Here is a 26,646-nt window from a genome sequence, read left to right on the forward strand (position 1 = left end):
GAGTAACGTTATTGTATTTGAAATGAAAAGAGTTGCTATTGTCTCCCTGCTTGCTGCTAGTTTTTTCAGCTTCTCACCCAAAAAATCTTTACAAGATCAGTCGGATAGTTGTCAAGCCAAATGGCAATATGTTGTCAGTAGTAAGAAGATAAAAGGCAGAGTTATTTTTCACAAAAATACTGACGAGTTGTGCGGGCTATTACCAACTGCCTCTGTCACTTTAGTGAAAACAAATGAAGGCGATACTATAAGAGTATTAGAGTTGTGTAACCTCAGTAAGAAATTCGCTAATGGAGAATTCGTGTTGATACAACCAGACACGGCTTTTGAAGCTGAAAATATTTCAGTACCTGTTGATCCTCGGACATGTTCACTCAAGCGAACCTATCTTGGAAAGGTTGAATCTATTTCGAAGCGGTAAAGCAATGAGTCGTTAGGGAACGAGAGAAGGTAGTTGATTCATACCTTGTCAGCTTCAACGCTACTCCCTCCGAAGCCAATGCCCCGCCTTCTCCTCGCCGCGCTCCTCCTCTCATCTATTCCCACCTTCGCTCAAAAGGCTAAACCCGCCGAAAACCTCGTTCAATACGCGCACCCCATTGTAGGCACGCAGCGCATGGGGCACACATTTCCGGGCGCAACGGTGCCATTTGGCATGGTGCAGCTCTCGCCCGATACCGACACCATCAGCTACGAGCAGAACGGCAAGTACAACCCCAAGGTGTACGAATACTGCGCCGGCTACCAGTACGAGGACAAAACAATCGTCGGGTTTTCGCACACGCACTTCAGCGGCACCGGCCACTCTGATCTGGGCGACTTCCTCATCATGCCCACCACCGGGCCGCTGCAGCTCAACCCCGGCACCGCCGATAAGCCCGAAAGTGGCTTCCGCTCCCGGTTTTCGCACCAGAATGAGGTAGCCGAGCCGGCCTACTACAAGGTAAAGCTCGACGACCACAACATCCTGGCCGAGCTGACGGCCACCAACCGCGTCGGCTTTCACCAATACACCTTCCCCAAGGCCGACGACGCCCACATTATCCTCGACCTCACGGCCGGCATCTATAACTACCCCGATAAAAACGTCTGGACGTTTGTGCGCGTGGAAAACGACTCGCTGGTAACCGGCTACCGCCAGACCAACGGCTGGGCCCGCACCCGCACCGAGTATTTCGCCCTGCAATTCTCCAAGCCCTTCCGCCAGTACGGCGCCCGCAACTACGCCAAAAAGCAGGCTTACCGGGGCTTCTGGGGTCGTTTTGATCAGGCGCACAACTTCCCGGAGCAGGCCGGCGAGCAGCTACGCCTATACTTCGATTTTCAGACCCAGGCAGGGGAGAAGATCAAGCTGAAAATGGCCTTGTCCGGGGTGAGTACGGAAGGGGCGTTGCGTAACCTGCGGGCCGAGCTGCCGGGCTGGGATTTTGAGCAGACGAAGCGCCAGGGTCAGGCGCAGTGGCAGCAGGAGCTTAGCAAGGTCACCATTGACTCGCCGAAACAGGTGGACAAGGACAACTTCTACACGGCCCTGTACCACGCCTTCCTCAGCCCCACTACCTACCAGGACGTGGACGGCCAGTACCGCGGCCTCGACCAGAACATTCACAAGGCCGAAGGCTTCACCAACTACACCACCTTCTCGCTCTGGGATACCTACCGCGCCCTGCACCCGCTGTTTAACGTGGTGCAGCCCAAGCGCAACGCCGACATGATTCAGTCCATGCTGGCGCACTTTGGGCAGAGCGCCGAGCACATGCTGCCCGTGTGGAGCCACCACGCCAACGAAAACTGGTGCATGATTGGCTACCACGCGGTGCCCGTTATTGCCGATGCCATTGTGAAAGGCAACGCGCCCTTCGATGCCAACAAAGCCCTGGATGCCTGCGTAACCACTGCCCGCCAGCAGTGGTACGACGGCATAGGCGAGTACCTGCGCCTGGGCTACGTGCCCGAGGATAAAAGCGGCTCCTCCGTCTCCAAAACCCTGGAATACGCCTACGATGACTGGTGCATTGCCCAGGCCGCCAAAAAGCTGGGCCGTGCGGATATTGAGCAGGAGTTCAGCAAGCGCGCCCAGAACTGGCAGAACGTGTACGACCAGCGCATCGGCTTTATGCGCCCGCGCCTTTCCGATGGCTCCTTCCGCAAAGAGTTTGACCCGCTGAGCACCAACAACCAGGGCTTCATCGAAGGCAACGCCTGGAACTACAGCCTCTACGTGCCCCAGGACCCCGCCGCGCTTATCGCCAAAATGGGCGGCAACTCCCGCTTCACGGAGCATCTGGACTCGCTGTTCACCATGCACCTGCCCGATAAGTTCTTCGCCGAAACCGAGGACATCACCCGCGACGGTATCATTGGCAACTACGTGCACGGCAACGAGCCCGCCCACCACGCCGCCTACCTCTACAACTGGACCAACCAGCCCTGGAAAACCCAGGCCCGCGTGCGCATGATTCTTCCCAAAATGTACCGCCCCACCCCCGACGGCCTCGGCGGCAACGACGACTGCGGGCAGATGTCGGCCTGGTACGTCTTCTCGGCTCTAGGCTTCTACCCCGTAGCCCCTGGCTCCCCGGAATACACCCTCGGCAGCCCCGCCATCCACGGCGCCACGCTCCGGCTGGAAAACGGCAAAATCTTCCGCATCACCGTCAAAAATCAGAGCGACAAGAACGTGTATGTGAAAGAAGCGCGCCTAAACGGCCAGAAGCTGACGCGGCCGTTCCTCAAACATCAGGATATTATGAATGGGGGAGAGTTGGTGTTTACGATGGCGGGCAAGCCGTGAGGAAGAAAAATTTATAAGTTTCAACAGGTAAGAATGGTGTCTATCTACTGTCAAGCTTTATAAACATGAAAAAATCTACTACTGTATGCCTTCTGCTAATAGTATTTTGTCTCTTTCAATGTGGTGCAAAGAATTATAAGCATGCCCGAATAAAGCAAGTGAGTGGAAAGGAATTTATAGAGCTTCGTGGGAGAAGAGTATTGATGGTACATGACCCTATTTCTATGTTATTTGGTAGTACATATACGGATACTCTACTTATTCCTCTTTCTAGAGCGTGTTAATGACTTAGCAGGTTAATGTGATTTGCTTTGACGAGCATCAGACACGCAAAGACGAGGTAATGAATGCCTTCCAGGGTGGAGGTAAGGCGTTCGTAATCCCTAGCCAATCGTCGGAAACGGGCCGCCCAAGCAAAGGAGCGTTCCACCACCCAGCGCTTGGGCAGCAACACAAAGCCTCGTTTGGCCGCGGGCAATTTCACCACGTGCAGGGCAATGCCCTGCTCGGCAGCGGCCTGCGCTGGTTCCTGCCCCGTGTACCCTTGGTCGACGTAGGCCAGCGTGACCGATTGGCCCGTGATGGCCTGTACTTCTTCGGCTAGTGCTGCCACCTGGGCCCGGTCCTGTTCGTTGGCCGGCGTGACCAGCGCCGCCAGCAAATGCCCCAGCGTGTCCACGGCCATGTGCACCTTGCTGCCGTTGCGCCGCTTGGCCCCATCATACCCGGCCCGGTGCCCGCTTTCGGGTGTGCTTTGCAGCGTGCGGCTGTCGAGCAGGATGGCCGAGGGCTCGGCCGGGCGGCCTTGGGCTGTGCGTAGCAACTGGCGCAAATCATCGACCATCGTTTCAAAACAGCGGGCCTCGAGCCAACGCCGTAGCTGCTGGTAGACGGCCGGCCAAGCCGGAAAATCACCCGGCAGGTAGTGCCAAGGCACTCCGGTGCGGGCCAAATAGCGTACGGCATTGAACAAGCTCCGCAGCGGATATTCCCGTTGCGGGGCCGCTTCGCTCATCAGCGTCAAATAGGGGGCAGCAAACGCCCATTCTTCGTCGCTTACATCGCTCGGATAACCAGGGTGGGGCTTTTTCATCCCCGAATTTCTTCAATTAGTCATTAACACGCTCTAGTTCTCAAAATGGAATAATTAAAGGCGAGAATATTCCTGTAAAACCTGGTTACTACGGTTATAGAGGCAGTGTAGTAGTAAACAATTCTAAAGTAGTTGTGAATCTATTTATCTCTGATTCGTCTATGAATACACCAAGACCTTTGTATTGGAACGGAGTATATAAATTAGTTAATAATTAAAGCCCGTTAGTGGTCTGCCTATAAAATAAGCCCCACTTCTCCAGTCTGGTTGGACTGGAGAAGTGGGACTTTTAAATTACTAGAAAAATACTACCGGTTAGGCAAAAACCCAGGAGTTGCGCCGCTCTTGTTTTTATTCCGATTATAGAGATACGCCGCGCCGGCCGCCAGCAACGCGCCAGTGACGAGCTTACGGCCAGTACCGCCAGACCGGCCGGCGGTGTCATAGGTGCCAGTAGTAGGGTAAACGGTCTTGCGACCCCCAAACAGGCCTGAAAGCAGGCCACCCATAGTGCCGCTGGGGCGGTCAGAACCAAATATGCTCATGATTGACAAGGGATATGGTGTAGGCTATAATAACGCAGACGGTGCCATTGGGGTTAGTTTCAAAAGGCTGTAAATCAGGAATTGGGTTGCATAAACAGGTGGCCTGACGCAGAGCCGCGCGTATTTTGAGGGTAGGGAAGCAGCGTAACGTGCGTTTTCTGCGTTAGATTTGGTACCCCCTTCTGCCTCCTTACTCCTCATATTTTGTCCGTAAATCTGCGTTTTCTGCTACCATTGCTGGCTCTCAGCACCGTTACCTATGCCCAAAGCGGCCCGGTTAAAGTCGAAGTAAAACAGACCGATGGCCGCTACGAGCTGCTGCGGGGCGGCCAGCCATACTTCATCAAAGGCGCGGGGGGCGGGCAGTTCCCGGAGCGCGTGAAGGCCTACGGCGGCAACTCCATCCGTACCTGGAGCACCGATGGCGCCGACGTAACGCTGGCCGAAGCCAACAAAAACGGCCTGACCGTGATGCTGGGCCTGGACGTGGCCCGGGAGCGGCACGGCTTCGACTACAATAACCCGCAGGCCGTGGCCGAGCAGCTGCAAAGGCTGCGCGCCGATGTACTCAAGTACAAGGACAACCCGGCTGTACTGTTCTGGGGCATCGGCAACGAGCTGAACCTGGAGTACACCAACCCTAAAGTGTGGGACGCCGTGCAGCAGATTGCCCAGATGATTCACGAAGTGGACCCCAACCACCCCACCAGCACCGTTCTGGCGGGCCTCAACCAAAAGGAGGTTGACCTGATCAAGGCCAAATGCCCGGCCGTGGATATCCTCAGCATTAATACCTACGCCGGGCTGGCGGCCATTCCGCAGCAGGTGCGCGCCACCGGCTGGGCCGGCCCGTATGTGGTAGCCGAGTGGGGCCCCACCGGCCACTGGGAAAGCCCCGTTACACCCTGGAAAGCCTCAGTAGAGGAAACCAGCAGCCAGAAAGCCGCCGTGTACCAGAGCCGCTACGAGGCCTCGGTGGCCAAGGACAAAACCCAGTGCCTGGGCACCTACGTGTTTCTGTGGGGCCAGAAACAGGAGCGCACCCCTACCTGGTACGGCATCTTCACGGAGGATGGGAAGGAGTCGGAAGTGGTAGATGTGATGCAGTACCTGTGGAGCGGCCAATGGCCCGAAAACCGCGCCCCGCACCTGGCCGGTTTCCGCCTGAACGGAAAGCAGGCCACGGATAGCGTGTACCTGCAACCCGGCAAGCGCTACCCCGCCATGGTCTCCGTTACCGACCCCGACAAAGACCGGCTGACTTACCGCTGGGAGCTGCTCCCGGAAAGCACCGACCTGAAATCCGGCGGCGACCGGGAAAGCCGCCCGGCACCCATTGCAGGGCTGATTCCGGCGAATGCCAAAGCTAAAACCAAACTCAAAGCCCCTGATAAGGAAGGCGCCTACCGCCTGTTCATCTACACCTATGATGGGCACGACAACGTAGCCACGGCCAACATTCCGATTTATGTGAAGGGCAAGTAGCCGTTGTCGGTTTCTTGTAAGCACAGCAGCCATCTAATTGCTAAAGAGTCTGCATAAAAAAGGCCACTGAGATTCAGTGGCCTTTTTCTTTACATGCGTTCCAGCAGCTCATCAAATGTGCGCAGCAGCTCGGCGCGGCTGTCCTCCGGCTCGGCTTCCAGACGCTGGGCAAACACTTCCCGCTCTGTAAAATCGTGGAGGCTGCGGGTGAGGGGAGCGTCGGTTTCCTCTTCCTCGCCCAGGGCGCGGAGCTTGACTAGGCGGAAGTGGCGGCGGGCCAGCACTTCCAGCTGCTGCCGGTCCAGCTCCTGAATAACTTTGAGCAGGGCATCGGCTACTTCCAGCTGGGTGAGTTCAGAGTGCACCTGCACATCTGCCCAGGCGGGGAGGTGGTAGCCGGTATTATCGTAGGTTGTGAGGCTTAGGGTGACTTCCTGCAGGGTGCCGTGGAAGCGCACCAGCCGGCGGGCACCCGGTACCAGCAGACTTTGCAGCTCGGCCAGACAGCCGCCCTTAAAATCCAGCAGCAAGACTTCCTTCGGGTGGTCTACCTCGGAAAAAGACAGCGGAATAGGGGAGCCCGAGTAGCGGATATGCTCCCGACCACCCACGCGCTGCGGCCGGTGAATGTGGCCCAGGGCCACGTAATCGAAGATAGCGGGGAAGTGGTCGGCGGTAACCTGGCCCAGGTTGCCTACGTGAATGGTGCGCTCGGAATCGGAAGGGGCGGCGCCGGCGGCGTAGAGGTGGCCGGTGGCTATAATGGGCAGGCCCAGGTCTTTGAGCTGCCACACCTGCTCTATTTCGGCGCAGCGGGCGTAGTGGTCGGCAATGCCTTGCTTGATGCGGGCTTCGCGCTCCTCGGCGGTTTCGCCGGGCACGGAAAGGCGCACGTCCCGGTCGCGGAGAAAGGGAATGGCGCACACCACCAGGCCGGGCTTGCCGTGGGCATCATCCAGCACCAGCACCTGGTCCTCGAAGCAGTCGGGCACGCAGCCTACCACGTGCACGCGCAGGTGGCGCAGCAGGCGGGCGGGGGCGTTGAGGGTAGCGGGCGAGTCGTGGTTGCCGCCTACTACCACTATGTCGCGGCAGCCGGTGCCGCGCATATTCAGCAGGAAGGAGTAATATAGCTCCAGGGCCTGGTTGGAGGGCGAGCCAGTATCGAAAATATCACCGGCCACTATCAGCACTTCCACCTGCTGCTCGCGCACGGTCTGCACCAACCAGTCCAGAAAATGGCGGTGCTCATCGGTGCGTTCGTGCCCGCTGATGAAGCGTTGACCCAAGTGCCAGTCGGCGGTGTGTAGTACGCGCATGAGAATCCAGTGAATCTCAAAGATACTTCAACCTAGTTAGAAGCGAAAGAGTTAGTATAAGCAATCAAGCCAAGATGAAGTTAAGTAGGAATTAGTACTACAGTAATTCGTAAATTGAAAGCAATTAATAGGGTAATTATTTTAGTATATATTTTAAATTTATTATATAGATTAATCTTCCGCGCAACCTGAAATATATAGTGATTTGTCGTCGTTCCTTAATAAAAAACTATAGCTCCAATAAATTCCCTCTTGTGCTATGGTAGAATAAATAATAGTTGTTGGCTTAATAAATTCATTTATGAAGCTAATGTATTCGTTTGTAGCTTTTTCTAGCTCTTTTTCTTTGTGTTGGTCTAGGTGTAATCCCGCTGTAGTGTCACCACGGTAGTTCAGTCCATAGTTTATCCTCTTCCAGAAATCATCTAATTCAATTGGGGTTTTGTTTTGGGAGTCTTCGCTGAATTCGATGCAATGTTTATTTATTTCATTATTGAACTCTGATTTATTAGAGCAGTTTGTGAAAATATGGAATGAAAAATACACTTGGTAATTATGGCCATACATCAGTTTTTCGAGTTTGTTAATTATGGCTTTGATATATTCCGATTTCATTGTGTAGGCATATGCTGTTTGAATATTGCAAATTAGCGGAGGGTAGTCTAGATCCTTCGCCAAGCTCAGGAAGACAGAAGGTTTTAAGAGGATAATATTACTGAGAACAGCTATTGATGTCCTTGTTTATTCCTTATTTCTCCCAGATGGTGCGCTTGTACTCGGCCTTACTGAAGTCCTCGTCGTTGATTTTGGTGTTTCCTCCGAATCCGCCCAGGTAGCCGAGCGAATTGCAATTGCCATCTATCACCTCCGCACTAGCATCAGCAATACAATCACCCGGGTTGAGAACATAGACCAGTTTCCCCTGAAAAAAGTACTCCTTGATGTTAACATCCGACTCACAAGGAGCCTCTTTCAGGTCCACGGCTTTTTGCTTTATACACTTGGGAGAATCCTTGGCAATATCGACCTTCTCGCAGGCCGTGAATGCAAAGGCAGAGCCAATCAAACAGTAGAAAATCTTCTTCATAGGAATGCAGGTGAAGGCGCCGGGTGCTATAGAAAACAAAAATGACCAGAGGCTCGCAAGTCCCTGGTCATTTTAAGAGTACGCGCCGTGCCAGATAGTTGCACTGCGCAAAGTTGTTTACACGTGCGCTGACTGCGTCTGGAAGGTGGTAATGGCTTCGCCGAGGTCATAAACCGGCACGCCGGGCAGGGCCGCTTCCAGAATGCTGGCACCCGCTGCGGATCGGTAGCCACCGGCGCAATGCACCAGAATCGGTTTATCGGTCGGCACTTCGCGCACCCGCTCGCGCAGCTCGGGCAGCGGAATCAGCAGGGCATTATCGAAAATGGGGTGCTGGGCTTCGGTGCGGTTGCGGATGTCTACGATGGTGAAATCCTGGGGCTGCTGGCGCACGTGCTCCACATCGGTGGTGGGGCTGGTGGCCGGTAGCTGGTGGGGCGTGAGCAGGGCGCCTTTGATGTTGGTTTCGTAGCCGATTTTGGCGGCTTTGCGAATCACGGTGTCCAGGGCAATCTGGGAATCGGCCAGCAGGTAGAACGGCTCCCTGGGGCCTACAATGGAGCCCAGCCAGGTTTCAAACTTGCCGCCATCCATCAGGTTAATGGCGCCGGGCAGGTGGCCGGCCCGAAACTCCGCGGCCGGGCGGGTATCAATAATGAGAATGCCGGGCTCTACGGGCGCATCCATCAGCGGGCGCGGCACCCGCCGGATGCTGTCCTCGAAGGGCAGTGCGCCCTGCTTGTTCAGCATTACATCGTGCCCAAAATACTTGGGCATAAAGGGCTGGTCTTCCAGCAATACCCGCACAAACTCATCCTGCGTCATGGGCTGCAGGGCGTAGTTGGTTTTCAACTCCTTGCCAATAGTGCTGTCCAGATCGGGGCTGGTGGTTTTGCCGCACAGGGAGCCTGGGCCGTGCGCCGGGTACACCTTGGTGGTAGGCGGCAGCGTCATGAGCTTGTTGCGGGTGGAGAGGTAGAGCTGGGCGGCCAGCTGCTCGCGCTGGTGCCCGCCTACCAGCTCACTCTCGCGCAGGTCAGGGCGGCCTACATCGCCCACAAACAGCGTATCGCCGGTGAATACGGCGCGGGTCTGGGCCATATCGTCTATCAGCAGAATGCTGATGCTGTCGGGGGAGTGGCCCGGGGTATTGATGGCGTGGAGCTCCACGGTGCCCAGCGCTATCCGGTCACCATCATCAAAGGCATGATGGGCATAGGTGGCGTGCACCAGCTTGCTGCAGTAAATAGTGGCGCCGGTTTCTTCGGCTATTTCCAGGTGCGAGGATACAAAATCAGCGTGCGGATGCGTCTCAATAACGGCTACAATCCGGGCCTCGTGCTCGTCGGCAAAATCATAGTAGGGCTGGGGGTCGCGGGCCGGGTCAATAATAGCTACCTGGCGGCCACTGCGGATAGCGTAACTGGCGTGGGCCAGCCCTTTATCGTAAAACTGCTGAATTTGTACCGACGAGGTACTACTGGGGAGGGGACTCATAGGGGTATAACTTGGTGGATGCCTCGGACGCAGCTACGCGGGAGGCATATTTTCAAATATAAGCAAGTGTAGTTCCTTTTGTATGGCAAAGGCCGATTCTGTGGCAAATTGACAGGCTGCGGCCGCAGGAAAGGCTCTTTGCAGAGAAAGGAAAAAAATATTTTTAATAATGCTTGTACATACAATTATAAAATCATTTACCTTTGAGCCATCATGAGCGACAAAAAGAATTCCCCTTACTGCGGCTGCCTGTATTTTGCGGCCAATGCGCTGGGCCGGCTGTTAACCGGACTGGCGGATCAGGAATTCCGGACCACGGGGCTGGCCCCCAGCCTGGCGTTTGTGGTGATGAACGTGAACCGGCAGCCCGGCATTCAGCCGTCCCAGCTCAGCGAGCTGATGAAGCTGACGCCCTCTACCGTGTCAAGGCTAGTGGAAAAGCTGGAGCATCAGGGCTACCTCCGCCGGGAGGTAACCGGGCGCACCACGCAGGTGCATGCCACGGAAAAGGGGCAGGCCTTGCAGCCTCAACTGCAGGCCGCCTGGCGCAGCCTGTATGCTCGCTACTCTGAGCTAATTGGCGTGGAAGCAGCTAAAATGCTCACCCAACAATCCTATACCGCCATTCAGGCGCTGGAAGAGGCTGAATAGCCTTTTTTTTGGTCGATTAATAATTGCATGTACAACCAAACAAATTCATTTCTCACCTTTACCAATTAACATATGAAAATCGGAATTTTAGGTACCGGCAATGTAGGGCAGACCTTGGGCGCTAAGCTGCTTTCTTTGGGCCATGAAGTGATGCTGGGCTCGCGCCAGGCGGGCAATGAAAAGGCGGTAGCCTGGGTGCAGCAGCACGGCGGCACTGCCCGCGAAGGTTCCTTTACCGACGCAGCTCAATTCGGCGAACTGCTGATTGTGGCCACCATGGGCACGGGCACCATAGCCGCCGTAGAGCAGGCCGGCGCGGCCAACGCAGCCGGTAAAACCGTCATCGACCTGACCAATCCGCTGGACTTCTCCCAGGGCATGCCTCCCCAGCTGTTCGTCGGTGTTACCGACTCCCTGGGCGAGCAGGTGCAGCGCGCCCTGCCCGGCGCCCACGTGGTAAAAACCCTGAACCTGGTAAACGTAGCCCAAATGATTGACCCCGCTTCGGCCAATGGGGGCGGAGAGCCCGACATGTTCCTGTGCGGCGACGATGCCGGCGCCAAGCAGCAGGTAACAGAGCTGCTCCGGCAAATGGGCTGGCGCCGCATCACCGACCTGGGCGGCATTCAGGAAGCCCGCGCCACCGAGCCGTTTGTGCTGCTGTGGGTGCGCTACGGCATCATTCACAATACCTGGACGCACGCTATGCGCTTCTAAGACCGCCCGCTTGCGGAAACGCATTCAAACAAAAAGCCCCGGCCAAACGGCCGGGGCTTTTGCATACGGTGGTACGTAGTAGAGAGCAGAAATTAAGACTGAGCCTTCATTTTCATCTTGTCGTGCTTCATCTTCATTTTGCCGTCCTTCATCTTGGACTTATTCTTCTGCATTCGCTCGTCGCGCATCTGGTCATACTTGGTGTACTGCTCTGCGGTGAGCACGCCCTTCAGCTGGGTTTCGTATTTCTCCCGGGAGGCCTTCATCTCCGGCATAGCGGCTTTGCGGTCAGTGGAGGCAGCGTATTTGGTATGGATGGCGTCCATTTCCTGACCCTGGGCCAGCAGGATGGCCTGCACCTTGGTGGTTTGATCAGCGGAGAGCGAAAGCTGCTGGGTGAGGCGCTGCGACATCTTTTCAGCGCGCTGCTCCGGGGGCATCTTCTCGTGGCCCATTCCCATGCCCATACCCTGGCCGTGGTGCATACCCTGGTGCTGAGCAGCGGGGGTAGTGGTGGTTTGAGCAGAAGCGGCAGTAGTAAAAAGGGCAGCCATGGCTACCAGTACAAGCATCTTTTTCATAGGAAGTGAGTCTGTGGAATGGTTTTGCCGGGTTAGATTACAAAGCTGGTGCCAGGTTTAATCAGGACCAGAAACCCGGCGCCAAACGGCTTATCTGGCCTTACACTCCGGATAATCGGCTATATTGGCCTTGCCGTTGCTGTGTAGCAACCATCGGTTTCTTTCCTACTCACCCTTTTCTTTCTCTTCTCTTTTCACCTCTATGGCAAATATTTTCGCCAAAAAGCCGCTGGCCCTGCTTCTGGGCGAGGCCAACTCCACCGGCCACGGCACACTAAAACGTACCCTGGGGGCCGGCAACCTGGTAGCGTTGGGCGTGGGAGCCATCATCGGTGCGGGTTTATTTGTGCGCACGGCAGCTGCAGCAGCGCAGGCTTCGGGCCCGGGCGTAACGCTGGCTTTCATTGTGGCGGCTATTGGCTGCGTTTTCGCGGGGCTGTGCTACGCTGAGTTTGCAGCCATGATTCCCATTGCCGGCTCGGCCTACACCTACGCCTACACCACCATGGGCGAGTTTATTGCCTGGGTAATTGGCTGGGCACTTATTATGGAATATGCGCTGGGCGCCGCTACGGTATCCATTGCCTGGAGTGAATACCTGAACAAGCTCTTAGAAGTCTTTGGCACCAGTATGCCGTACAGCTTAAGCCACTCGCCCTTTGAAAGTGCCGTGGTAAATGGCGTTACGGAGCACGGTATCATTAACCTGCCGGCGCTGCTCGTTATCGTGGCCCTGTCGCTGCTGCTCATTAAAGGCACCCAGGAGTCGGCTATGTTTAACGCCGTTGTGGTGTTTCTGAAAGTAGCCATTGTGCTGGTTTTCATTGCCGTAGGCTGGCAGTTTATCAACCCCGCCAACCACACGCCTTACCTGATTCCCGAAAACGCGGAGCCCGTGAAAGATGCGGCCGGCAAGATCATACGCGAATACACAGCCTGGAACAAGCACGGCTGGGGCGGCATCCTGGGTGGTGCGGCCATTGTATTCTTCGCCTTCATTGGCTTTGATGCCGTGAGCACCGCCGCGCAGGAAGCCAAAAACCCCAAGCGCGACATGCCCATTGGTATTCTGGGCTCTCTGGCCGTATGTACTATCCTCTACATCCTGTTCGGTCACGTGCTGACGGGCGTAGCCAACTGGCGCGATTTTGCCGACCCAGCCAAGGGCGGTGAGGCCTCGGTAACCTATGCTATTAAAAACTACATGCCCGGCTACGAGTGGCTGAGCACAGCCGTAACGGTGGCCATTCTGCTGGGTTTCTCTTCCGTAATTCTGGTAATGCTGATGGGCCAGAGCCGCGTGTTCTTCTCCATGGCCAAAGATGGCCTGATGCCCAAAGCCTTTTCCGAGCTGCACCCCCGCTTTGGTACGCCTTATAAATCGAACCTGGCCCTGCTGGTTTTTGTGGGTGGTTTCGCGGCCTTCGTGCCCGGCTCCCTGGCCGGTGACTTAACCTCCTTTGGCACGCTGCTGGCCTTTGTGCTGGTATCGGCTGGTATCTGGATTATGCGCCGCTCCGACCCCGCCCAGCACCGGCCGTTCCGCGCGCCGCTGTCGTCGCCCTCGTTTCCTCTGGTACCCATTATGGGCGTACTGGTGTGCACCAGCATGATTATGGCCCTGGATTCGTTTACGCTGAAGGTGGCCTTTGGCTGGATGATTCTGGGCTTCATTGTGTACTTCCTGTATGGCAAGCGCAACTCCAAGCTGCAGCAGGGCATTGTAGTAATGCCTACTGAAATGGATGAAGTGAAGGTGCACGAATAGTCAAACCCCATACTTCAGCAAGTAAAAAACCCCGTCAGTACTAACTGGCGGGGTTTTTACTTGCTGAAGTATGAGAGGAAGTCAGCGGGCAAAAACCTTTAGCCGCCGGAATCATAACCCCACCCATTAATACCGGCACTCTGGTTTAGTTTTTATGATGTATTAATCAATAAATCAATTGTTTATAAAATATATTGTATAATTAAGACAATAAAATATAAATTTGATTACATCAGTAATATTTCTATATTTAGTATGGTGCTATACAACCAGGGACTGAAAGATGAGCAACCACCAATCTATTGCAAAGCCCGCGGGCAGGCTGCCTGCGGTAACTACCACCGAAGAAAGAAGCCCGCCCGGCATCCAGGTTCTTCTGGTAGATGACCACCAGATGGTACTGGAAGGCATCCGGACCCTGCTGCGGTCGGAGCAGGATATACAGGTGGTGGGCCAGGCCAGCAATGGGGAAGAAGCCCTGCGGCTACTAAACGCGCTGCCGCAGGTACAGGTGGCCATTGTGGACCTGAATATGCCCGCCGCGGAAGGCGTGGAACTGGTGGGGCGCATTAAACAGCAAAAGCCGGCCGTGCAGGTGCTGGCGCTTTCCTCCCTGCCCGATGCCGCCCGAATACGGGCGGTGCTGGCCGCCGGAGGTACCGGTTACCTATTGAAAAATTCTACCAAGTCGGAGTTGGTGCTGGCCATCCGGCAGGTGGCGGCCCACAACACGTTCTTCAGCCAGGAAGTAGCCACCGCCCTGCTGCAGAACCTGGATATTCCGGCCCGCCGCACGCCACAACAGGAGCCGGCGGTACTACTAACAGAGCGGGAGCGGCAGGTGCTGGCGCTTATTGTGCGGGAATATTCCAATAACCGCATTGCCGAGGAGCTATTTATCAGCGAGCGGACGGTGGAAACGCACCGCAAAAATATCCTCGCCAAAACCAATTCCAAGTCCATAGTGGGGCTCATCAAGTATGCGTTCCGGCATAAGCTGATTAGCTAAACAGCACCAAAACCTTCCCGGATAATCAGCCTGCGGTACTTTCTGCCGCCGGGAATCTGCTACGCGCCTTTGCGTTACCCGGAAGGCCGCTGTGGCCTGATAACGGGCAGAAACTAAACTCCGTACTGGTACGGAGGTGAATTTACGGGATAGTACGGATTGATAATTGAAAATTATTGTTTTATCTTAGCATCGTTCAATAAAATTTCTTTAAACTATTTTCTGATACGCCGCTCTGCTTTCCTTTATTACCACCGGAGTTGTTTCACACCTCTTAATGTCTACCAACATGCCCTCAAAAATCCTCTCCTTTATCTGCCATGTTCCGGGCCTCACACCCGGAGCATATCCCGCCGTTCCTACTACTCCTAAAGCCCCGGCTGAGCGCCCGGAACGCCGCGCTACTTCTTCCTCTTCGCCGGCTAACACCAGCAGCACCGGCGGTGGCCATTTTGCGGCTATTTATGAAAATGAGCGTTTTGTGCGCTTCAAGTACATCAATAATCAATAGTCCCGGTGTTTCATTTAGTGTCTCTCTATAGTTGAAACCACTACTTTGTATCCGCCAGACCAGGGCGCCCGTTTTCTTTCTTCGGAGAGAGATGGACGCCCTGCTCTTTTAACGGGTTTGCGCCTGCCGCCCGGAAATCGGCTAACTTGGGGCCGATTCATCCGTTTCGCGTGCTTATGATTCGTTTACTGATTTGCTTGCTTTGGTTGGTATTATTCGGGCTGGATACCCCGGCTATGGCCCAACAGGCAGCTTTCATCCCCGACCCCGCCGTATGGTACGGGGTGGTGGCCCGCGGCAGTGGCCGCTCCCTGGATATCAGCAATGCCTCGCCCGAAACGGGCGCCAAGGCCGTGCAGTGGGAGTTTACCCAAGCCCAGAGCCAGCAATGGCGCCTCACGCCCGTTACGCCCAACAGCACCTATTACCGCATTGAAGCCCGCCACAGCGGCAAGGTGCTCACGCTGGATGGTCCCGCCGAAAATGCCGCCGTGGTGCAGCGGCCGTGGTCGGGCAGCTTTTACCAGCAGTGGCGCATAGTGCCGGCCGGGCCCATCGGCTCCTTTCAGCTGGTAAGCCGGGGCAATGATTTCAGCCTGGCCCTCATTTCCGCCGACAAAGCTAATGCTACCCCCGTAGTGGGCCAGCGGGCTCTGGGGCGGGCCAGCCAGCAGTGGTGGCTGTTTCCGCTGAAGCTGAACCTGGCCACCGACCACCCCCTGATGGGCGCGCCCACCTCGCTGGGGCCCGGCGTGAATAGCATAGGCAATGAAATGCAGCCCGTGCTCAGCCCCGATGGCAACACGCTGTACTTTGCCCGGAACCGCTTTGCCGGCAATCTGGAAGGCAACACGGAATCGGCCGATATCTGGGTGAGCCGCTCCACAGATAACGGCCGCACCTGGGGCCTGGCCCAGCGTCTCGATGCGCTGAATACGCCCCAGAACAACGGGGTAATGGCAGTGGTGGAAAACGGCAAGGTCCTGCTGGTGCGGGGTTTCTATGAGCGGGACGGCAGCTTCCGCGACGAAGGCGTATCCCGCACCGAGCTCAGCGGCAAGCAGGCCTTAAAGCCCGAGTCGCTCGATATCATTAACTACTATTCCAACGGCACCTCCACCACGTTTTTCGCGCCGGCCGACGAGAAAGTGCTGTTCCTGTCCCTGGACCGCCCCGATGCCTACGGGGCCAACGACCTGTACGTGAGCCTGCCCACCCGCGACGGTGCCTGGAGTGAGCCGCGCAATTTGGGTAATGTTATCAACTCGCCCGGCTTTGAGTTTGCGCCCTGGCTCTCGCCGGATGGCAAAACCCTGTATTTTGCCTCTTATGGCCACGCTGGCTACGGCTCAGCAGATGTCTTTGTATCTCACCGCCTCGATAATTCCTGGACGGCCTGGACCACTCCCCAGAATTTGGGCCCTACCGTGAACGGCCCCGGCTTCAATGCCTATTTTCAGCTGACTCCCGACGGTAAGCAGGCTTATTATGCTACCTCCGGCACCCCCAATGGCCCGGCCGATATTGTACGGGCTGAAGTAGGCGTAACGCCGCCTCCGCCCAAGCCCGATACGGTTGTGGCGCCGCCTGCCTTGGTTCGGGCCACGCTCACGGGCCGCGTGCTGGATGCTAAAACCCGCAAGCCCATTGCCGCCACCATTAAGGCCGAGCGCCTGGATGAGAATGTGATGCTGCTGGCCAACGCGCGCAGCGAAGCCAGCGGTGGTACGTTCCAGTTGATGCTGCCGGTAGGCCGCTACCGCGTGGCGGCTACCGCTGGTGGCTTCCTCACCGCCACCGATACCATTACCCTCACCACCAACCAGGCCCGCGAGTTCCTGGTGATGCCTGCCAGCGTGGGCTCCCGCCTGGAACTGCCCACCCTCATTTTTGCCCAGGGCAAGTATACCATGCTGCCTGCCTCTTTCACGGAGCTCAACCGTCTGGCCGCTACGCTGGTAGATAACCCCACAGTGAACATCCGGCTGGAAGGCCACACCGATAACGTAGGCAACCCAGCCCTGAACGTGAAGCTTTCCGAGGACCGGGTGAAGGAAGTGAAAAACTACCTGGTGCGCCGCGGCGTGGCCGAAAACCGTATCAGTACCGTCGGCTACGGAGGCTCCAAACCCCGCGCCAGCAACGAGCGGGAAGAAACCCGTCGCCTCAACCGCCGCGTAGAATTTACCATTGTGAAGTAGCCAAAAGGGTAGGGTGGCAGCCCCATCGGTAAAACATGTATGTGCCTCAAATACCAACCATGCGGGCCACTATTCTACAGGAAACACCACTGCCAGACCTGCCCTCGGCATCCGGCATTGAGATAATTGGGGAGGTTGCCTACGTCATCGGCGACGATTCTCCGTTTCTGTACCAGCTGTCGGCTTCGTCATTGGCAGCCGGGGAGCGAGTGCCTTTATTTGAAACCGCCCATTTCAGCACCGGCCGTATTCCTAAAGACATCAAGCTGGATCTGGAATGCCTTACGGCCCTAACCACGCCCACGGGAGAAAGTGGCCTGCTGGTGCTGGGCTCCGGCGCCACCACTGCCCGCGAGCAGGGCTTCTGGGTGCCGCTGCCTGGTACTACCGGGGCCGTTGCCAGTGTGTATCCGCTGGCACTGGGCGGGCTTTACGCGGCGCTGCGCGCTCTTTTGCCGGCGGGCATTGTCTTAAATCTGGAAGCCGCTGCGGCCACGGCTACGGAATTGCTGTTATTTCAGCGCACGGTGGGCGCGGCTTCCGGCAACCTGGTTTTCCGGCTCCCGCTGGTTGCCGCCCTGGATTACCTGCACCACCGTACGCCTCAACTGCCGCCCGTTCATCGGCAGTTCGCGGAGCTGCCTGCTATTGCTGGCAAGCCGGCCGGTTTCTCGGGCGCCTCCTGGTTTGCCGATACGCTCTTTATCACCGCTTCCGTGGAAGACACGCAGGATGCTGTGCTGGACGGCGCTGTGCTAGGCTCGTTTGTGGGCGTACTCCAGCTTACCGAGGGAAGTGAGCGGCCCTTGCCAGTAGCACTGGCACAGTTGGAGTTCCCCAACGGCAAGCCCTACCGGGGTAAAGTAGAAAGCGTGGCGGTGCGCCGCCGCACCGGCTCCGGGCACTACGAGCTGCTGCTGGTAACGGATGATGATGCCGGCGGCTCTACGGCCGTAGCGGTGGCGCTTGTGTTGTAAAAGGTCTTTCTTCATTGCTTTCATCATTCTTTTATCCGCGCCTGCCCAGCTACTTGCAGGGTACTTATGTACTTATAATCAGCGGTTATTGAAATACTGATAAGGGCGCCGTGAAAACGATACATTTTGAAGTAATGCTGGTACTCTTTCCCTTCAACGGCCTATTACCGTACAAGAACTTCCAAACCTCAACCATACAGAATGCAGACCTCCCGACTTGAGCACGACTTCCTGGGCGAACGGGCCATTCCCACCGATGTATACTATGGCATTCAGACGCTGCGCGCCATTGAGAATTTCTACATTACGGGCATTCCGCTAAAAGTAGAGCCCTTATTTGTGCAGGCGCTGGCCTATGTAAAGAAGGGGGCTGCTATGGCTAACCGGGACCTGGGCGTGCTGGAGGCTCCTATTGCCGAAGCCATTATAAAAGCCTGTGACCGGGTAGCCGCGGGAGAGTTTGATGACCAGTTTCTTACGGATATGATTCAGGGCGGGGCCGGCACCTCCGTGAATATGAATGCCAACGAGGTTATTGCCAACGTGGCCCTGGAAATAATGGGCCGGCAAAAGGGCGAGTATGAGTTCTGCCATCCCAACAACCACGTCAACTTTTCCCAGTCTACCAACGATGCCTACCCCACGGCCTTTCGCATTGCGCTGAGCAACAAGCTGGTGGGCTACAGCAAGGCCCTGGGCGAACTGGCCGATGCCTTTCACGCTAAAGGCGAGGAATTCCGGAATGTGCTGAAGATGGGCCGCACGCAGCTACAAGATGCCGTACCCATGAGCATGGGCGACGAATTTCATGCCTTCGCCACCAACCTACGGGAAGAGCTCTTGCGCATTGAGGATAGCCGCCGCCTCATCAGCGAAATTAATATGGGGGCCACTGCCATTGGTACCGGCGTAAATGCGCCCCAGGGCTACGCCGAGCTGGTAACCCAGCATTTGCGCACCATCACGGGGCTGGACCTGAGCCTGGCCGGCGACTTATTCGAAGCCACCTACGATACCGGTGCCTACGTGCAGCTATCGGGCGTGTTGAAGCGCACCGCCGTGAAACTCTCCAAGATATGTAATGATTTGCGCCTGCTTTCCTCCGGTCCGCGGGCGGGGTTGTATGAAATTAACCTACCGCCCCTGCAGCCTGGCTCCAGCATTATGCCCGGCAAAGTAAACCCGGTAGTGCCCGAAGTTGTGAATCAAACGGCCTTCTACGTCATTGGCGCCGACCTGACCGTAACCATGGCCGCCGAAGCCGGACAGCTGCAGCTGAACGTTATGGAGCCGGTTATCTCTTTTGCGCTATTCACTTCCATATCCTACCTGACCAACGCCTGTCATACCCTGCGCGAAAAGTGTGTGGTAGGCATAACGGCTAACAAGCAGCACGCAGAAAGCCTAGTGCACAACAGCATCGGTATTGTAACCCAGCTAAACCCGGTACTGGGCTACGAAACCTCCGCCGAAATTGCCAAGGAAGCCTTATTGATGGGTAAGTCCGTCTACCAGATTGCCGTAACCGAGCGCCATCTGCTGACTCAGGCTAAGTGGGACGAAATATTCACGTTTGAGAACCTGATTCGACCCGGTTTTATTCAATAACCGGCCTCCACAGCAACAAAAAGCCCGGCGCTACTCCTTTAGCGCCGGGCTTTTTACTTTATCAGGTTTTGAGGCCTTAGCGAGCTTCCCGATTCGCATTCTGCAAATCTTCTTCGGAAGAAGTACCGGGGCTTTGTACCTGCTTAGCCGCTGCCAGCAGCGCTTCGCCGAGTTGCTCCACGCGCGGCCTGGTATTGCCTTCCGAGAAAATGGCGGCTTTCAAGGTGTTTTCACCAAGGCGCTGCAGCAAACGACTGATTACGTCCTTATCTAAGGTGCCGGAGCCAAAATGAGCTTTCAGCTCTTGCATATCCACCACTAACTGGTGCAGTTCCGGATTGTCAGCGTCTTTCAGGTCCTGAATCCAGCGCTGAAATGTGTTATCAAGCCCCGCCCGGGAAGCTTCTTCCTGTAAATCGCCAGTCAGCAAAGCTGTAGCGGCATCCAGGTGAACCTGGTTTTGAACCTCTTTTTTTTCCATGGTAGCAGGTGTTTGGCCGTGATGTGAAGTCCTAGTAATCTTTACCGTAACGGTGTGGAGCCGGTAGGGTTCTTTGTTACGGGCATCAATGCTTCTGATGCAATTATCATCATGAATAGAAAGTAGCCGTACCGCTGTTTAGCGTAAATACGAAAAGCCCCGGACGCAAAAAGGCCCTAAAAACCGCTTTAGCGTACAGCGAAGCAGTATTTAGGGCCTTTTGGCAGTAGAACAGAGTACCCAGAGCCGGGGTCGAACCGGCACATCTTTCGATATCGGTGTTTGAGACCGACGCGTCTACCGATTCCGCCATCTGGGCAAGAGGAACAACTCGGACAGTTGTTTAGGATCGGGCAGCAAACTTAGCCAGACTTTCACGAATGCGCAACAAATACCGCCTTTTAAGATAATACGTGCGGATTTGCTCCAGCGCTTGCGGCTTAGTATCGCCCGGAAGCATCTCATAGCCAGCTAGTACGGGCTCAATTCCGGCTTCCAGCGTGTCAAAGAGGACATTTACCTCATCTTCCACCCGGCGCACCGTGGTAGCGTCCGCATCAAATTCCAGCTCCATCAACTGCTCGTTGAGGTCCATTACCTCCATCAGAAATTCGGCGGGGAGTTCCTGTTTGCCTTCTTCCAGCAGCCCGTGGCGGCTCAGGATGTAGGCCATGCGCAGGTCGGGGTTGGAGAGGGTGCGGTAGGCGTCGGTGTTCAGCGTGGCCATGTGCAGCATTTGCTGCTGATGCTCAGCCGAGGCGGTAGCGTGAAAATCGGGGTGATGCTCCCGGCTCAGTGCATAGTAGGCGCGCTTGAGAGCCGCCTCATCCGGGCGGAACGTTTCGGGAAGATGATAAAACTCGAAATAGTCTGGTTGCATGGCGAAGGGAGACAAAAGGAGAACTTACTCAACTGCGCGAGCTAGTGAGAAGTTGGCGTGGCAGCAGAGTCGCCCTGAACATGGTGTACGGAAAAAGCCAGGGGAGGAGCGGAGAAAAGCCGCTTCGTGGCAGGCCATACCTGCCCAAATAGCTCAGACTGGCGATAAGCATTTAAATCCGCCGCCGACTCCCAATGGCTGTGCGTGCAGAAAATAGTAGGCGTATCGGCATCCTGCCATAATTCCAGATACAAGCAGCCGGGCTGGCTACGAATAGCCTGCTCCGATTCCTGAAAAATAGTCTGAAACGCACCAACCGCCTCCGGTCGGAAGCTCATACGCACAATTCGAATCAACATAAGGCAGAGTAAGCAATAGCTAAGCAACGTATGACAGGCTGTCACAAGCTACTTAACATAACAAATAAATGAATCTGATTCTTTTGGGAAAAGGCCGTCCCCTGGCTGTAGGAATGGTTTTACTCGCTTACGAAGTGGCCGGAAAACGAATGTCTACCTGCGAATCGTAGTGGAGGCCGAGCAACTCGGAGGCGTGGCCTTGATTGATGCCAATGCACAGATACCCCTTGCTGTTGTAAATGCAGCCTGCTTCGCCGGGCGCCGTGGCCTGGAAGTGGGGGAGAACCTCGCGGGCTACCTCGCGGGCAAAGTGGATGGTAAAGGGTCGGCCGTGGCCCACGGCCTCCACCGCGGTGCGGGAGATATTGGTAATCAGGTTGCCATAGTGGTCCACGTGCACCACATGGCCCGTAATGCGGTGATCCTGCAAGCGCAGCTGCCGGTTGAGGAGCTGGTACTGGGGCGGGGCGGGCGGGCCTAACTCATATATGGAGTGGCCCTGCGCCAGGAACACGGCCGCCGAAGCCAGCACGTCGCGGGTGGGGGAGGCGGTGGGCTCCAGGGCCGAAAGCGCCACTACTTCATCAGCCTGCCCATCGGTAAGCAAAGGCAGCAGGCCATTATCAGCCGTAACAAAAAAGTGGCCCTGGTAGAGGGCAGCACGCCAGCTACCGCCGTTTGCGCCCCAATCGTTTATCCCCACCAGGTGCACCGTGCCGGCCGGAAAATCAGAAAACACGGCGCCGAGAACGTACACGGCGTGCGCGATGTTAAAGGGTTCAATGGCGTGGGTGATGTCCAGCACCGGTTGCATGGGAGCCAGCTGCAGAATCCGCGCCTTTACGGCGGCCACATAATGGTCGCGGTAGCCGAAATCAGACAGAAACGTAATCAGGCCCATGCCGAAAATGCTGAGTTCTTCGTACTATTGTTTACCCACCTAAGGGCGGCAAAAGTAGGCTATTTGCCTCGAACAAGTGCTGTCTTTTCGGGTTCTTCTTTTCTTAACGCCGTTCAAAATCCCTTAAGTTTGGTCGAGAAAATCATCACGCTCGAAAACGTCTCCCTCGTCGATTTCCTGGGACCTGATAACCAGAACATCCGACAGCTGGCCGCGGCTTTTCCCGGCAGCAAGATCATTTCCCGAGGCAACGAAATTAAAATCCAGGGCCAGGTGCCCATCATCGCCCGCATCAACGAAATCCTGTCCTCGCTCATCGAGCATTATCATCAGTACGGGCAAATCACGGACAAAACCGTTAATCAGTACCTGAACGCCGCCGATGAGGAGCAGGAGGAGCGCAGCCTGGCCGCTGCCCCTGATGTTATTGTATTTGGGGCCAAAGGCGGCATCATTAAAGCCAAAACGGCCAACCAAAAGCGGTTGGTAGATGCTGTAATGAAGCACGACCTGGTATTCACGCTGGGCCCGGCCGGTACCGGCAAAACTTACGTTTCGGTGGCTTTGGCCGTGCGTGCGCTGAAAAACAAAGAAGTCAAGAAAATCATCATTTCCCGGCCCGTAGTGGAAGCCGGCGAGAGCCTCGGCTTTCTGCCCGGTGACATGAAGGAGAAGGTGGACCCCTATCTGCGCCCGATTTATGATGCCCTGGAAGACATGATTCCGGCCGAAAAGCTGAAGTTCTACCAGGAAAACAAAATCATTGAAATAGCCCCGCTGGCTTACATGCGCGGCCGTACGCTCAACAATGCGTTTGTGCTGCTGGACGAAGCCCAGAATACCACGCCTTCGCAGCTGAAGATGTTTCTCACGCGCATGGGCCCTTCGGCAAAGGTGATGGTGAACGGCGACCGGACCCAGATTGACCTGCCCACCAAGCAGAAATCGGGGCTGATTCAGGCGATGGATATTCTGAAGGATGTCAGCGGAATTGGGTTTGTGGAGATGACGGCCGAGGATGTGGTGCGCCACCGCCTGGTAAAGGAAATTGTGATGGCCTACGACCGTTTCGATGTAAAGCAGCAGCACGACCAGGCCCAGCGCCCGCGCCGCGAATACCGCCGCCCCGAAACCCCCGAGAATCATCCGGATGCCCGTCGCCCCGATGATGATACCGCTGAGCTGCCCGTAAATCATGAGCAGCTGTAATTCCTTGTCTGTTTACGCCGCATGAAAGCTTACCCGATTACCACGCCGGAAGACCGGGCCACCGCCTTTGCCATTCGCGAGAAGGTGTTTGTGGAAGAGCAGGGCGTGCCGCGCACCGATGAGCATGACGCGCATGACGAGCAGGACGCCCGCCATTACCTGGTGGTATCTGAGGAGGGTACGCCCTGTGGCGCCGCCCGCTGGCGCACCACCGAGAACGGCGTAAAGCTGGAGCGTTTCGCGGTGCTGAATGCCTTCCGCAACCGCGCCGCCGGAAGCGCCATTCTGCAGCGGGTACTGGAAGATGTGCAACAGCAGCACCCTGATGCTACCGTGTACCTGAATGCCCAACTGCGGGCCGTGCCGTTCTATGAGCGGCATGGCTTTCAGAAAGTAGGGGAGAAGTTCACGGAGTGCGACATTGAACACTATAAAATGGAGTGGCAGCGGCCTGGCATGTAAGCGGATCCGTTCATTCTGGTTTTAAAAAGCCCTGCTGATGCATTCATCAGCAGGGCTTTTTATGGCCTTGCTAGTGAGGTTTTGTCCAACTGCCTGTATTTACGTACTATAGCTTCGTCTTATCCTATTTCTTCGATTCTATCCTATTATCCATGATAACGCGGGCACCTTATGCCTTTGTGCGATTAACGCTGGCGCTGGCTGCCGGCATTATCACCTACCTCTATCTGGGCACTTGGCTGCCGCCGCTGCTGGCCCCATGGCTGAGCCTGGTTCTGCTATTTGGCGCTTTGCAATGGTGGGCCGCCCGCCAACCGGGCCGGGGCGCTACCGATGCGGCCGGTGTGCTGGCGATACTGGTAGTGTATGTGGCCGGCGCTACCCTAACGCAGGAAGCCACCCAAAGCCGCCGGGCAAATCACCTCTACCGGTTCGGAGCTAAAATTGAGTTTTACCGCGCCATAGTAGACGACTATACCGTGGTGCGCCCGGCCACTTATGCTACCACCGTGCGGGTTTCGGCGGTGCGGATAAAGGGTAAATGGCAGGCGGCCGTGGGTGGCATCCGGGTATCCATTCCGCGCGACTCCGGCGTAGTAACCCCGCAGTACGGCGACGTCTGGCTGGTGCGTGGGGCGCCTGCACCCAGTAAGCCCCCGCTCAACCCCGGCGAATTCGACTACCGCCGATACCTGGAGTATCATCAGGTTTATCATCAGCAATTCATTCATCCTGATCAGTACCGCACGTTGGCGCACACGCCGCCCAATGTGCTAAAAGCCATGAGTATGCGGGCGGCCCGGGTGCTGGATGGCGTGTTTCGGCAGTATGTGCACGCTAAGCGTGAATATGCGCTGTCGTCGGCGCTGGTGCTGGGCATTAAGGATGAGGTGGATCAGGAAACCCGGCAGGCGTATGCCAATACGGGCACCACGCATATTATGGCTGTTTCGGGGCTGCAGGTGGGGTTATTGTTTGCCTTGGTCACGTGGCTGCTCACGCGGTTCTTTGGGGCTACGCCGGGTTTTCGGTACTGGTCGGCGGGCGTGGGGCTGGCGGTTATCTGGAGCTACGCGTTTCTCACGGGGCTCTCGGCCTCCGTGCTGCGGGCGGCCGTGATGTTCACTTTCATCATCATTGCCCGCACCTCGGGTCGGCAGAGCAATATGTATAACACGCTGGCTGTGGCCGCCTTCGTACTGCTTTGCTACGACCCTTTCCTGCTGGTAGATGTCGGTTTTCAACTCTCCTTCCTGGCCGTACTGAGCATTGTGTACCTGCAGCCGCGCATTGCGGCCTGGCTCGACTTTCGAGAGAAAGCCCTGGATCAGCTGCGCCCTTGGCAGCCGCGCTTTTTGCAGCAGCTGTGGCGCGGCGCCGGCCACAGCGCCGACTGGATCTGGCAGGCCACGGCCTTATCGTTGGCCGCGCAAGTGGCCACTTTCCCGCTGGGGTTGTTTTATTTTCATCAGTTTCCGCTCACCTTCCTGTTCTCCAATCTGGTAGCGGTACCTATTTCTTCCGGGGCGGTGTATGTGGGTGTGCTGCTGTTGCTGCTGAAGGGTATTGTGGCACTGCTCGGGCTAGTGGTGCCGGCTGCTGCCTCGGTACTCGACTGGCTTCCGCGGCTGGTGGCCTGGGTTTTTGAGCAGATGATCTGGCTGTTCAATGAATATATTTTCTGGATTGGCCGGGCCATGCCGGGCGCACTCCTTACTGGAATTCACGTAACCGCCCCGCAGGCCTGGCTTATTTTTGCCTGTATTCTGGCGCTGCTGGCCTTTTTGGCTGTGCGTAAATTGTCCTGGCTGATGGTAGCTTGTGCCCTGCTGGGCATATTTGCCGGCAGCCGGGTGTGGGCGGCTCACCGCCTGGCGCCCGATGAGCAGTTTGTGGTGTACAGCATTCCGCGCCGCTCGGTATGTGGTTTCTGGCGCGGTGCTTCGGCGGAAATCGTCACCGCCGACTCACTGCCGCTCTCCGAAACCGAACGCACCTACCGCATTGTGCCGGGTATTATTCAGCGCGAAGCGCGCCGGGTGCGGTACTATCAGGGCTGGCAGCAGGCGCCGCTGGCAGCGCAGGCCATCGGGCCGGGTGTGCAGGTGCTGGTGTGGCAGGGGTTGCGCGTGGCTCTGGTGGCGGGCCGTCTGGATGGCTACCGGCAGCCAGTGCCCGTAGATGTAGTAGTGCTGCGCCGGAATGCCCGCGTGCAGGCCGCGGAAGTAGCGGCCATGTTTGGGCGGCAGGCGCCCGTGGTGTTCGATTCTTCCTGTAAGTCCTGGTACATTATGCGGCAGGATTCGCTTTTTCAAGCGGCTGGTATTCAGGTATATGATGTGGCTTCCCGTGGAGCTTTCATCGTTCAGCCTCCCCGGTAAGTCGTCCAAAAGCCGTAGTTCATCGTAACAATAACGGAAGAACACTTTCTTTGTAGCACCGTTTTTGTTAGGTTTAGATACTGCTCTTTCCGGCCGTTCGGCAGCTAAAGCTGCTTTACCGCTGGGCTTT

25 protein-coding genes and 1 tRNA gene are annotated in these 26,646 nt (G+C 56.3%); 14 read left to right on the forward strand and 12 right to left on the reverse strand.

Going from position 1 to position 26,646, the window contains the following annotated elements; all coding sequences use genetic code 11:
* Positions 1-22: 22 nt before the first annotated feature.
* A complete protein-coding gene (locus PK28_RS20375) occupies positions 23-421 on the forward strand; it encodes a hypothetical protein (RefSeq protein ID WP_156126275.1) in 399 nt (132 codons plus the stop codon).
* A gap of 78 nt (positions 422-499) precedes the next feature.
* On the forward strand, positions 500-2,794 hold the full coding sequence (locus PK28_RS06655) for a GH92 family glycosyl hydrolase (RefSeq protein ID WP_044512635.1): 2,295 nt from the start codon (positions 500-502) through the stop codon (positions 2,792-2,794).
* Between the two features lie 280 nt (positions 2,795-3,074).
* Here the strand turns inward: PK28_RS06655 and PK28_RS06660 are convergent, their stop codons facing one another.
* Together PK28_RS06660 and PK28_RS20380 are read right to left on the reverse strand one after the other, a co-directional pair.
* Positions 3,075-3,887: an IS5 family transposase gene (locus PK28_RS06660; protein WP_044512637.1), complete on the reverse strand. Its 813-nt coding sequence runs from the start codon at positions 3,885-3,887 to the stop codon at positions 3,075-3,077.
* A 308-nt stretch (positions 3,888-4,195) separates the two neighbouring features.
* Positions 4,196-4,432: a hypothetical protein gene (locus PK28_RS20380; protein WP_156126276.1), complete on the reverse strand. Its 237-nt coding sequence runs from the start codon at positions 4,430-4,432 to the stop codon at positions 4,196-4,198.
* A 204-nt stretch (positions 4,433-4,636) separates the two neighbouring features.
* On the opposite strand from PK28_RS20380, the gene PK28_RS06665 reads away from it, so the two are divergent.
* The gene (locus tag PK28_RS06665) at positions 4,637-5,917 is read left to right on the forward strand and encodes a glycoside hydrolase family 2 TIM barrel-domain containing protein (protein WP_231576231.1); all 1,281 of its coding nucleotides are present in this window, start codon (positions 4,637-4,639) and stop codon (positions 5,915-5,917) included.
* 89 nt (positions 5,918-6,006) lie between these two features.
* Here the strand turns inward: PK28_RS06665 and sbcD are convergent, their stop codons facing one another.
* From sbcD to PK28_RS06685, 4 genes are all read right to left on the reverse strand, one after another.
* A complete protein-coding gene (gene sbcD / locus PK28_RS06670) occupies positions 6,007-7,236 on the reverse strand; it encodes an exonuclease subunit SbcD (protein WP_044512639.1) in 1,230 nt (409 codons plus the stop codon).
* Between the two features lie 171 nt (positions 7,237-7,407).
* Positions 7,408-7,914, reverse strand: coding sequence for a hypothetical protein (locus tag PK28_RS06675; RefSeq protein WP_156126278.1), 507 nt, complete (start codon positions 7,912-7,914; stop codon positions 7,408-7,410).
* Between the two features lie 70 nt (positions 7,915-7,984).
* A complete protein-coding gene (locus PK28_RS06680) occupies positions 7,985-8,323 on the reverse strand; it encodes a DUF6970 domain-containing protein (protein ID WP_156126279.1) in 339 nt (112 codons plus the stop codon).
* 117 nt (positions 8,324-8,440) lie between these two features.
* On the reverse strand, positions 8,441-9,820 hold the full coding sequence (locus PK28_RS06685) for an MBL fold metallo-hydrolase (RefSeq protein WP_044512646.1): 1,380 nt from the start codon (positions 9,818-9,820) through the stop codon (positions 8,441-8,443).
* 213 nt (positions 9,821-10,033) lie between these two features.
* Here PK28_RS06685 and PK28_RS06690 point away from each other — a divergent pair, with 213 nt between their 5' ends.
* Both PK28_RS06690 and PK28_RS06695 read left to right on the forward strand, forming a co-directional pair.
* On the forward strand, positions 10,034-10,471 hold the full coding sequence (locus PK28_RS06690) for a MarR family winged helix-turn-helix transcriptional regulator (RefSeq protein ID WP_044512649.1): 438 nt from the start codon (positions 10,034-10,036) through the stop codon (positions 10,469-10,471).
* Positions 10,472-10,543: 72 nt separating this feature from the next.
* On the forward strand, positions 10,544-11,188 hold the full coding sequence (locus tag PK28_RS06695) for an NADPH-dependent F420 reductase (protein ID WP_044512651.1): 645 nt from the start codon (positions 10,544-10,546) through the stop codon (positions 11,186-11,188).
* 92 nt (positions 11,189-11,280) lie between these two features.
* Here PK28_RS06695 and PK28_RS06700 read toward each other — a convergent pair whose 3' ends face one another.
* Positions 11,281-11,769: a DUF4890 domain-containing protein gene (locus PK28_RS06700; RefSeq protein ID WP_044512653.1), complete on the reverse strand. Its 489-nt coding sequence runs from the start codon at positions 11,767-11,769 to the stop codon at positions 11,281-11,283.
* Positions 11,770-11,971: 202 nt separating this feature from the next.
* Here PK28_RS06700 and PK28_RS06705 point away from each other — a divergent pair, with 202 nt between their 5' ends.
* The 6 genes from PK28_RS06705 to aspA all read left to right on the forward strand — a co-directional run bounded on the left by PK28_RS06705 (position 11,972) and on the right by aspA (position 19,843).
* Positions 11,972-13,537 (forward strand): amino acid permease, encoded by a 1,566-nt coding sequence (locus PK28_RS06705; RefSeq protein WP_044512656.1) that lies wholly within the window; start codon positions 11,972-11,974, stop codon positions 13,535-13,537.
* 283 nt (positions 13,538-13,820) lie between these two features.
* A complete protein-coding gene (locus PK28_RS06710; protein ID WP_048825697.1) occupies positions 13,821-14,546 on the forward strand; it encodes a response regulator transcription factor in 726 nt (241 codons plus the stop codon).
* Positions 14,547-14,835: 289 nt separating this feature from the next.
* Positions 14,836-15,057: a hypothetical protein gene (locus tag PK28_RS06715; RefSeq protein WP_156126280.1), complete on the forward strand. Its 222-nt coding sequence runs from the start codon at positions 14,836-14,838 to the stop codon at positions 15,055-15,057.
* Between the two features lie 176 nt (positions 15,058-15,233).
* Positions 15,234-17,258 carry an RICIN domain-containing protein gene (locus PK28_RS06720; RefSeq protein WP_082016997.1) on the forward strand — a complete coding sequence of 675 codons (2,025 nt, stop codon included), beginning with the start codon at positions 15,234-15,236 and terminating at the stop codon, positions 17,256-17,258.
* Between the two features lie 59 nt (positions 17,259-17,317).
* Positions 17,318-18,235, forward strand: coding sequence for a DUF6929 family protein (locus PK28_RS06725; protein ID WP_044512664.1), 918 nt, complete (start codon positions 17,318-17,320; stop codon positions 18,233-18,235).
* Between the two features lie 201 nt (positions 18,236-18,436).
* Positions 18,437-19,843: an aspartate ammonia-lyase gene (gene aspA, locus PK28_RS06730; protein WP_044512667.1), complete on the forward strand. Its 1,407-nt coding sequence runs from the start codon at positions 18,437-18,439 to the stop codon at positions 19,841-19,843.
* Between the two features lie 76 nt (positions 19,844-19,919).
* On the opposite strand, the gene PK28_RS06735 is transcribed toward aspA, so the two are convergent.
* The 5 genes from PK28_RS06735 to PK28_RS06755 form a co-directional block, all read right to left on the reverse strand.
* Positions 19,920-20,324, reverse strand: coding sequence for a hypothetical protein (locus PK28_RS06735; protein WP_044512669.1), 405 nt, complete (start codon positions 20,322-20,324; stop codon positions 19,920-19,922).
* A 237-nt stretch (positions 20,325-20,561) separates the two neighbouring features.
* Positions 20,562-20,643 (reverse strand) — tRNA-Leu (locus PK28_RS06740).
* A gap of 24 nt (positions 20,644-20,667) precedes the next feature.
* Positions 20,668-21,204, reverse strand: a complete 537-nt coding sequence (gene hscB, locus PK28_RS06745; protein ID WP_044512672.1) for a Fe-S protein assembly co-chaperone HscB — start codon at positions 21,202-21,204, stop codon at positions 20,668-20,670.
* 41 nt (positions 21,205-21,245) lie between these two features.
* Positions 21,246-21,563, reverse strand: a complete 318-nt coding sequence (locus tag PK28_RS06750) for a putative quinol monooxygenase (RefSeq protein WP_044512676.1) — start codon at positions 21,561-21,563, stop codon at positions 21,246-21,248.
* Positions 21,564-21,690: 127 nt separating this feature from the next.
* Positions 21,691-22,464, reverse strand: a complete 774-nt coding sequence (locus tag PK28_RS06755; RefSeq protein WP_044512679.1) for an SAM hydrolase/SAM-dependent halogenase family protein — start codon at positions 22,462-22,464, stop codon at positions 21,691-21,693.
* A 129-nt stretch (positions 22,465-22,593) separates the two neighbouring features.
* On the opposite strand from PK28_RS06755, the gene PK28_RS06760 reads away from it, so the two are divergent.
* From PK28_RS06760 to PK28_RS06770, 3 genes are all read left to right on the forward strand, one after another.
* Complete coding sequence (locus tag PK28_RS06760; RefSeq protein ID WP_044512681.1) at positions 22,594-23,673, forward strand: PhoH family protein; 1,080 nt, start codon at positions 22,594-22,596, stop codon at positions 23,671-23,673.
* 21 nt (positions 23,674-23,694) lie between these two features.
* Entirely contained in the window at positions 23,695-24,135 is a 441-nt protein-coding gene (locus tag PK28_RS06765; RefSeq protein ID WP_044512683.1) for a GNAT family N-acetyltransferase, read from the forward strand.
* Between the two features lie 152 nt (positions 24,136-24,287).
* Positions 24,288-26,516 (forward strand): ComEC/Rec2 family competence protein, encoded by a 2,229-nt coding sequence (locus PK28_RS06770; RefSeq protein ID WP_082016998.1) that lies wholly within the window; start codon positions 24,288-24,290, stop codon positions 26,514-26,516.
* Positions 26,517-26,646 lie beyond the last annotated feature (130 nt).

It is taken from the genome of Hymenobacter sp. DG25B (genome assembly GCF_000801315.1).
Lineage (GTDB): Bacteria > Bacteroidota > Bacteroidia > Cytophagales > Hymenobacteraceae > Hymenobacter.

Excerpts from the sequence above, each read along its gene's own strand:
- PK28_RS20375 (WP_156126275.1), top strand. The coding sequence starts at position 23 with ATGAAAAGAGTTGCTATTGTCTCCCTGCTTGCTGCTAGTTTTTTCAGC.
- PK28_RS06655 (WP_044512635.1), top strand. The coding sequence starts at position 500 with ATGCCCCGCCTTCTCCTCGCCGCGCTCCTCCTCTCATCTATTCCCACC.
- PK28_RS06660 (WP_044512637.1), bottom strand. The coding sequence starts at position 3,887 with ATGAAAAAGCCCCACCCTGGTTATCCGAGCGATGTAAGCGACGAAGAA.
- PK28_RS20380 (WP_156126276.1), bottom strand. The coding sequence starts at position 4,432 with ATGAGCATATTTGGTTCTGACCGCCCCAGCGGCACTATGGGTGGCCTG.
- sbcD (WP_044512639.1), bottom strand. The coding sequence starts at position 7,236 with ATGCGCGTACTACACACCGCCGACTGGCACTTGGGTCAACGCTTCATC.
- PK28_RS06680 (WP_156126279.1), bottom strand. The coding sequence starts at position 8,323 with ATGAAGAAGATTTTCTACTGTTTGATTGGCTCTGCCTTTGCATTCACG.
- PK28_RS06685 (WP_044512646.1), bottom strand. The coding sequence starts at position 9,820 with ATGAGTCCCCTCCCCAGTAGTACCTCGTCGGTACAAATTCAGCAGTTT.
- PK28_RS06690 (WP_044512649.1), top strand. The coding sequence starts at position 10,034 with ATGAGCGACAAAAAGAATTCCCCTTACTGCGGCTGCCTGTATTTTGCG.
- PK28_RS06695 (WP_044512651.1), top strand. The coding sequence starts at position 10,544 with ATGAAAATCGGAATTTTAGGTACCGGCAATGTAGGGCAGACCTTGGGC.
- PK28_RS06700 (WP_044512653.1), bottom strand. The coding sequence starts at position 11,769 with ATGAAAAAGATGCTTGTACTGGTAGCCATGGCTGCCCTTTTTACTACT.
- PK28_RS06705 (WP_044512656.1), top strand. The coding sequence starts at position 11,972 with ATGGCAAATATTTTCGCCAAAAAGCCGCTGGCCCTGCTTCTGGGCGAG.
- PK28_RS06710 (WP_048825697.1), top strand. The coding sequence starts at position 13,821 with ATGAGCAACCACCAATCTATTGCAAAGCCCGCGGGCAGGCTGCCTGCG.
- PK28_RS06715 (WP_156126280.1), top strand. The coding sequence starts at position 14,836 with ATGCCCTCAAAAATCCTCTCCTTTATCTGCCATGTTCCGGGCCTCACA.
- PK28_RS06720 (WP_082016997.1), top strand. The coding sequence starts at position 15,234 with ATGATTCGTTTACTGATTTGCTTGCTTTGGTTGGTATTATTCGGGCTG.
- PK28_RS06725 (WP_044512664.1), top strand. The coding sequence starts at position 17,318 with ATGCGGGCCACTATTCTACAGGAAACACCACTGCCAGACCTGCCCTCG.
- aspA (WP_044512667.1), top strand. The coding sequence starts at position 18,437 with ATGCAGACCTCCCGACTTGAGCACGACTTCCTGGGCGAACGGGCCATT.
- PK28_RS06735 (WP_044512669.1), bottom strand. The coding sequence starts at position 20,324 with ATGGAAAAAAAAGAGGTTCAAAACCAGGTTCACCTGGATGCCGCTACA.
- hscB (WP_044512672.1), bottom strand. The coding sequence starts at position 21,204 with ATGCAACCAGACTATTTCGAGTTTTATCATCTTCCCGAAACGTTCCGC.
- PK28_RS06750 (WP_044512676.1), bottom strand. The coding sequence starts at position 21,563 with ATGTTGATTCGAATTGTGCGTATGAGCTTCCGACCGGAGGCGGTTGGT.
- PK28_RS06755 (WP_044512679.1), bottom strand. The coding sequence starts at position 22,464 with ATGGGCCTGATTACGTTTCTGTCTGATTTCGGCTACCGCGACCATTAT.
- PK28_RS06765 (WP_044512683.1), top strand. The coding sequence starts at position 23,695 with ATGAAAGCTTACCCGATTACCACGCCGGAAGACCGGGCCACCGCCTTT.
- PK28_RS06770 (WP_082016998.1), top strand. The coding sequence starts at position 24,288 with ATGATAACGCGGGCACCTTATGCCTTTGTGCGATTAACGCTGGCGCTG.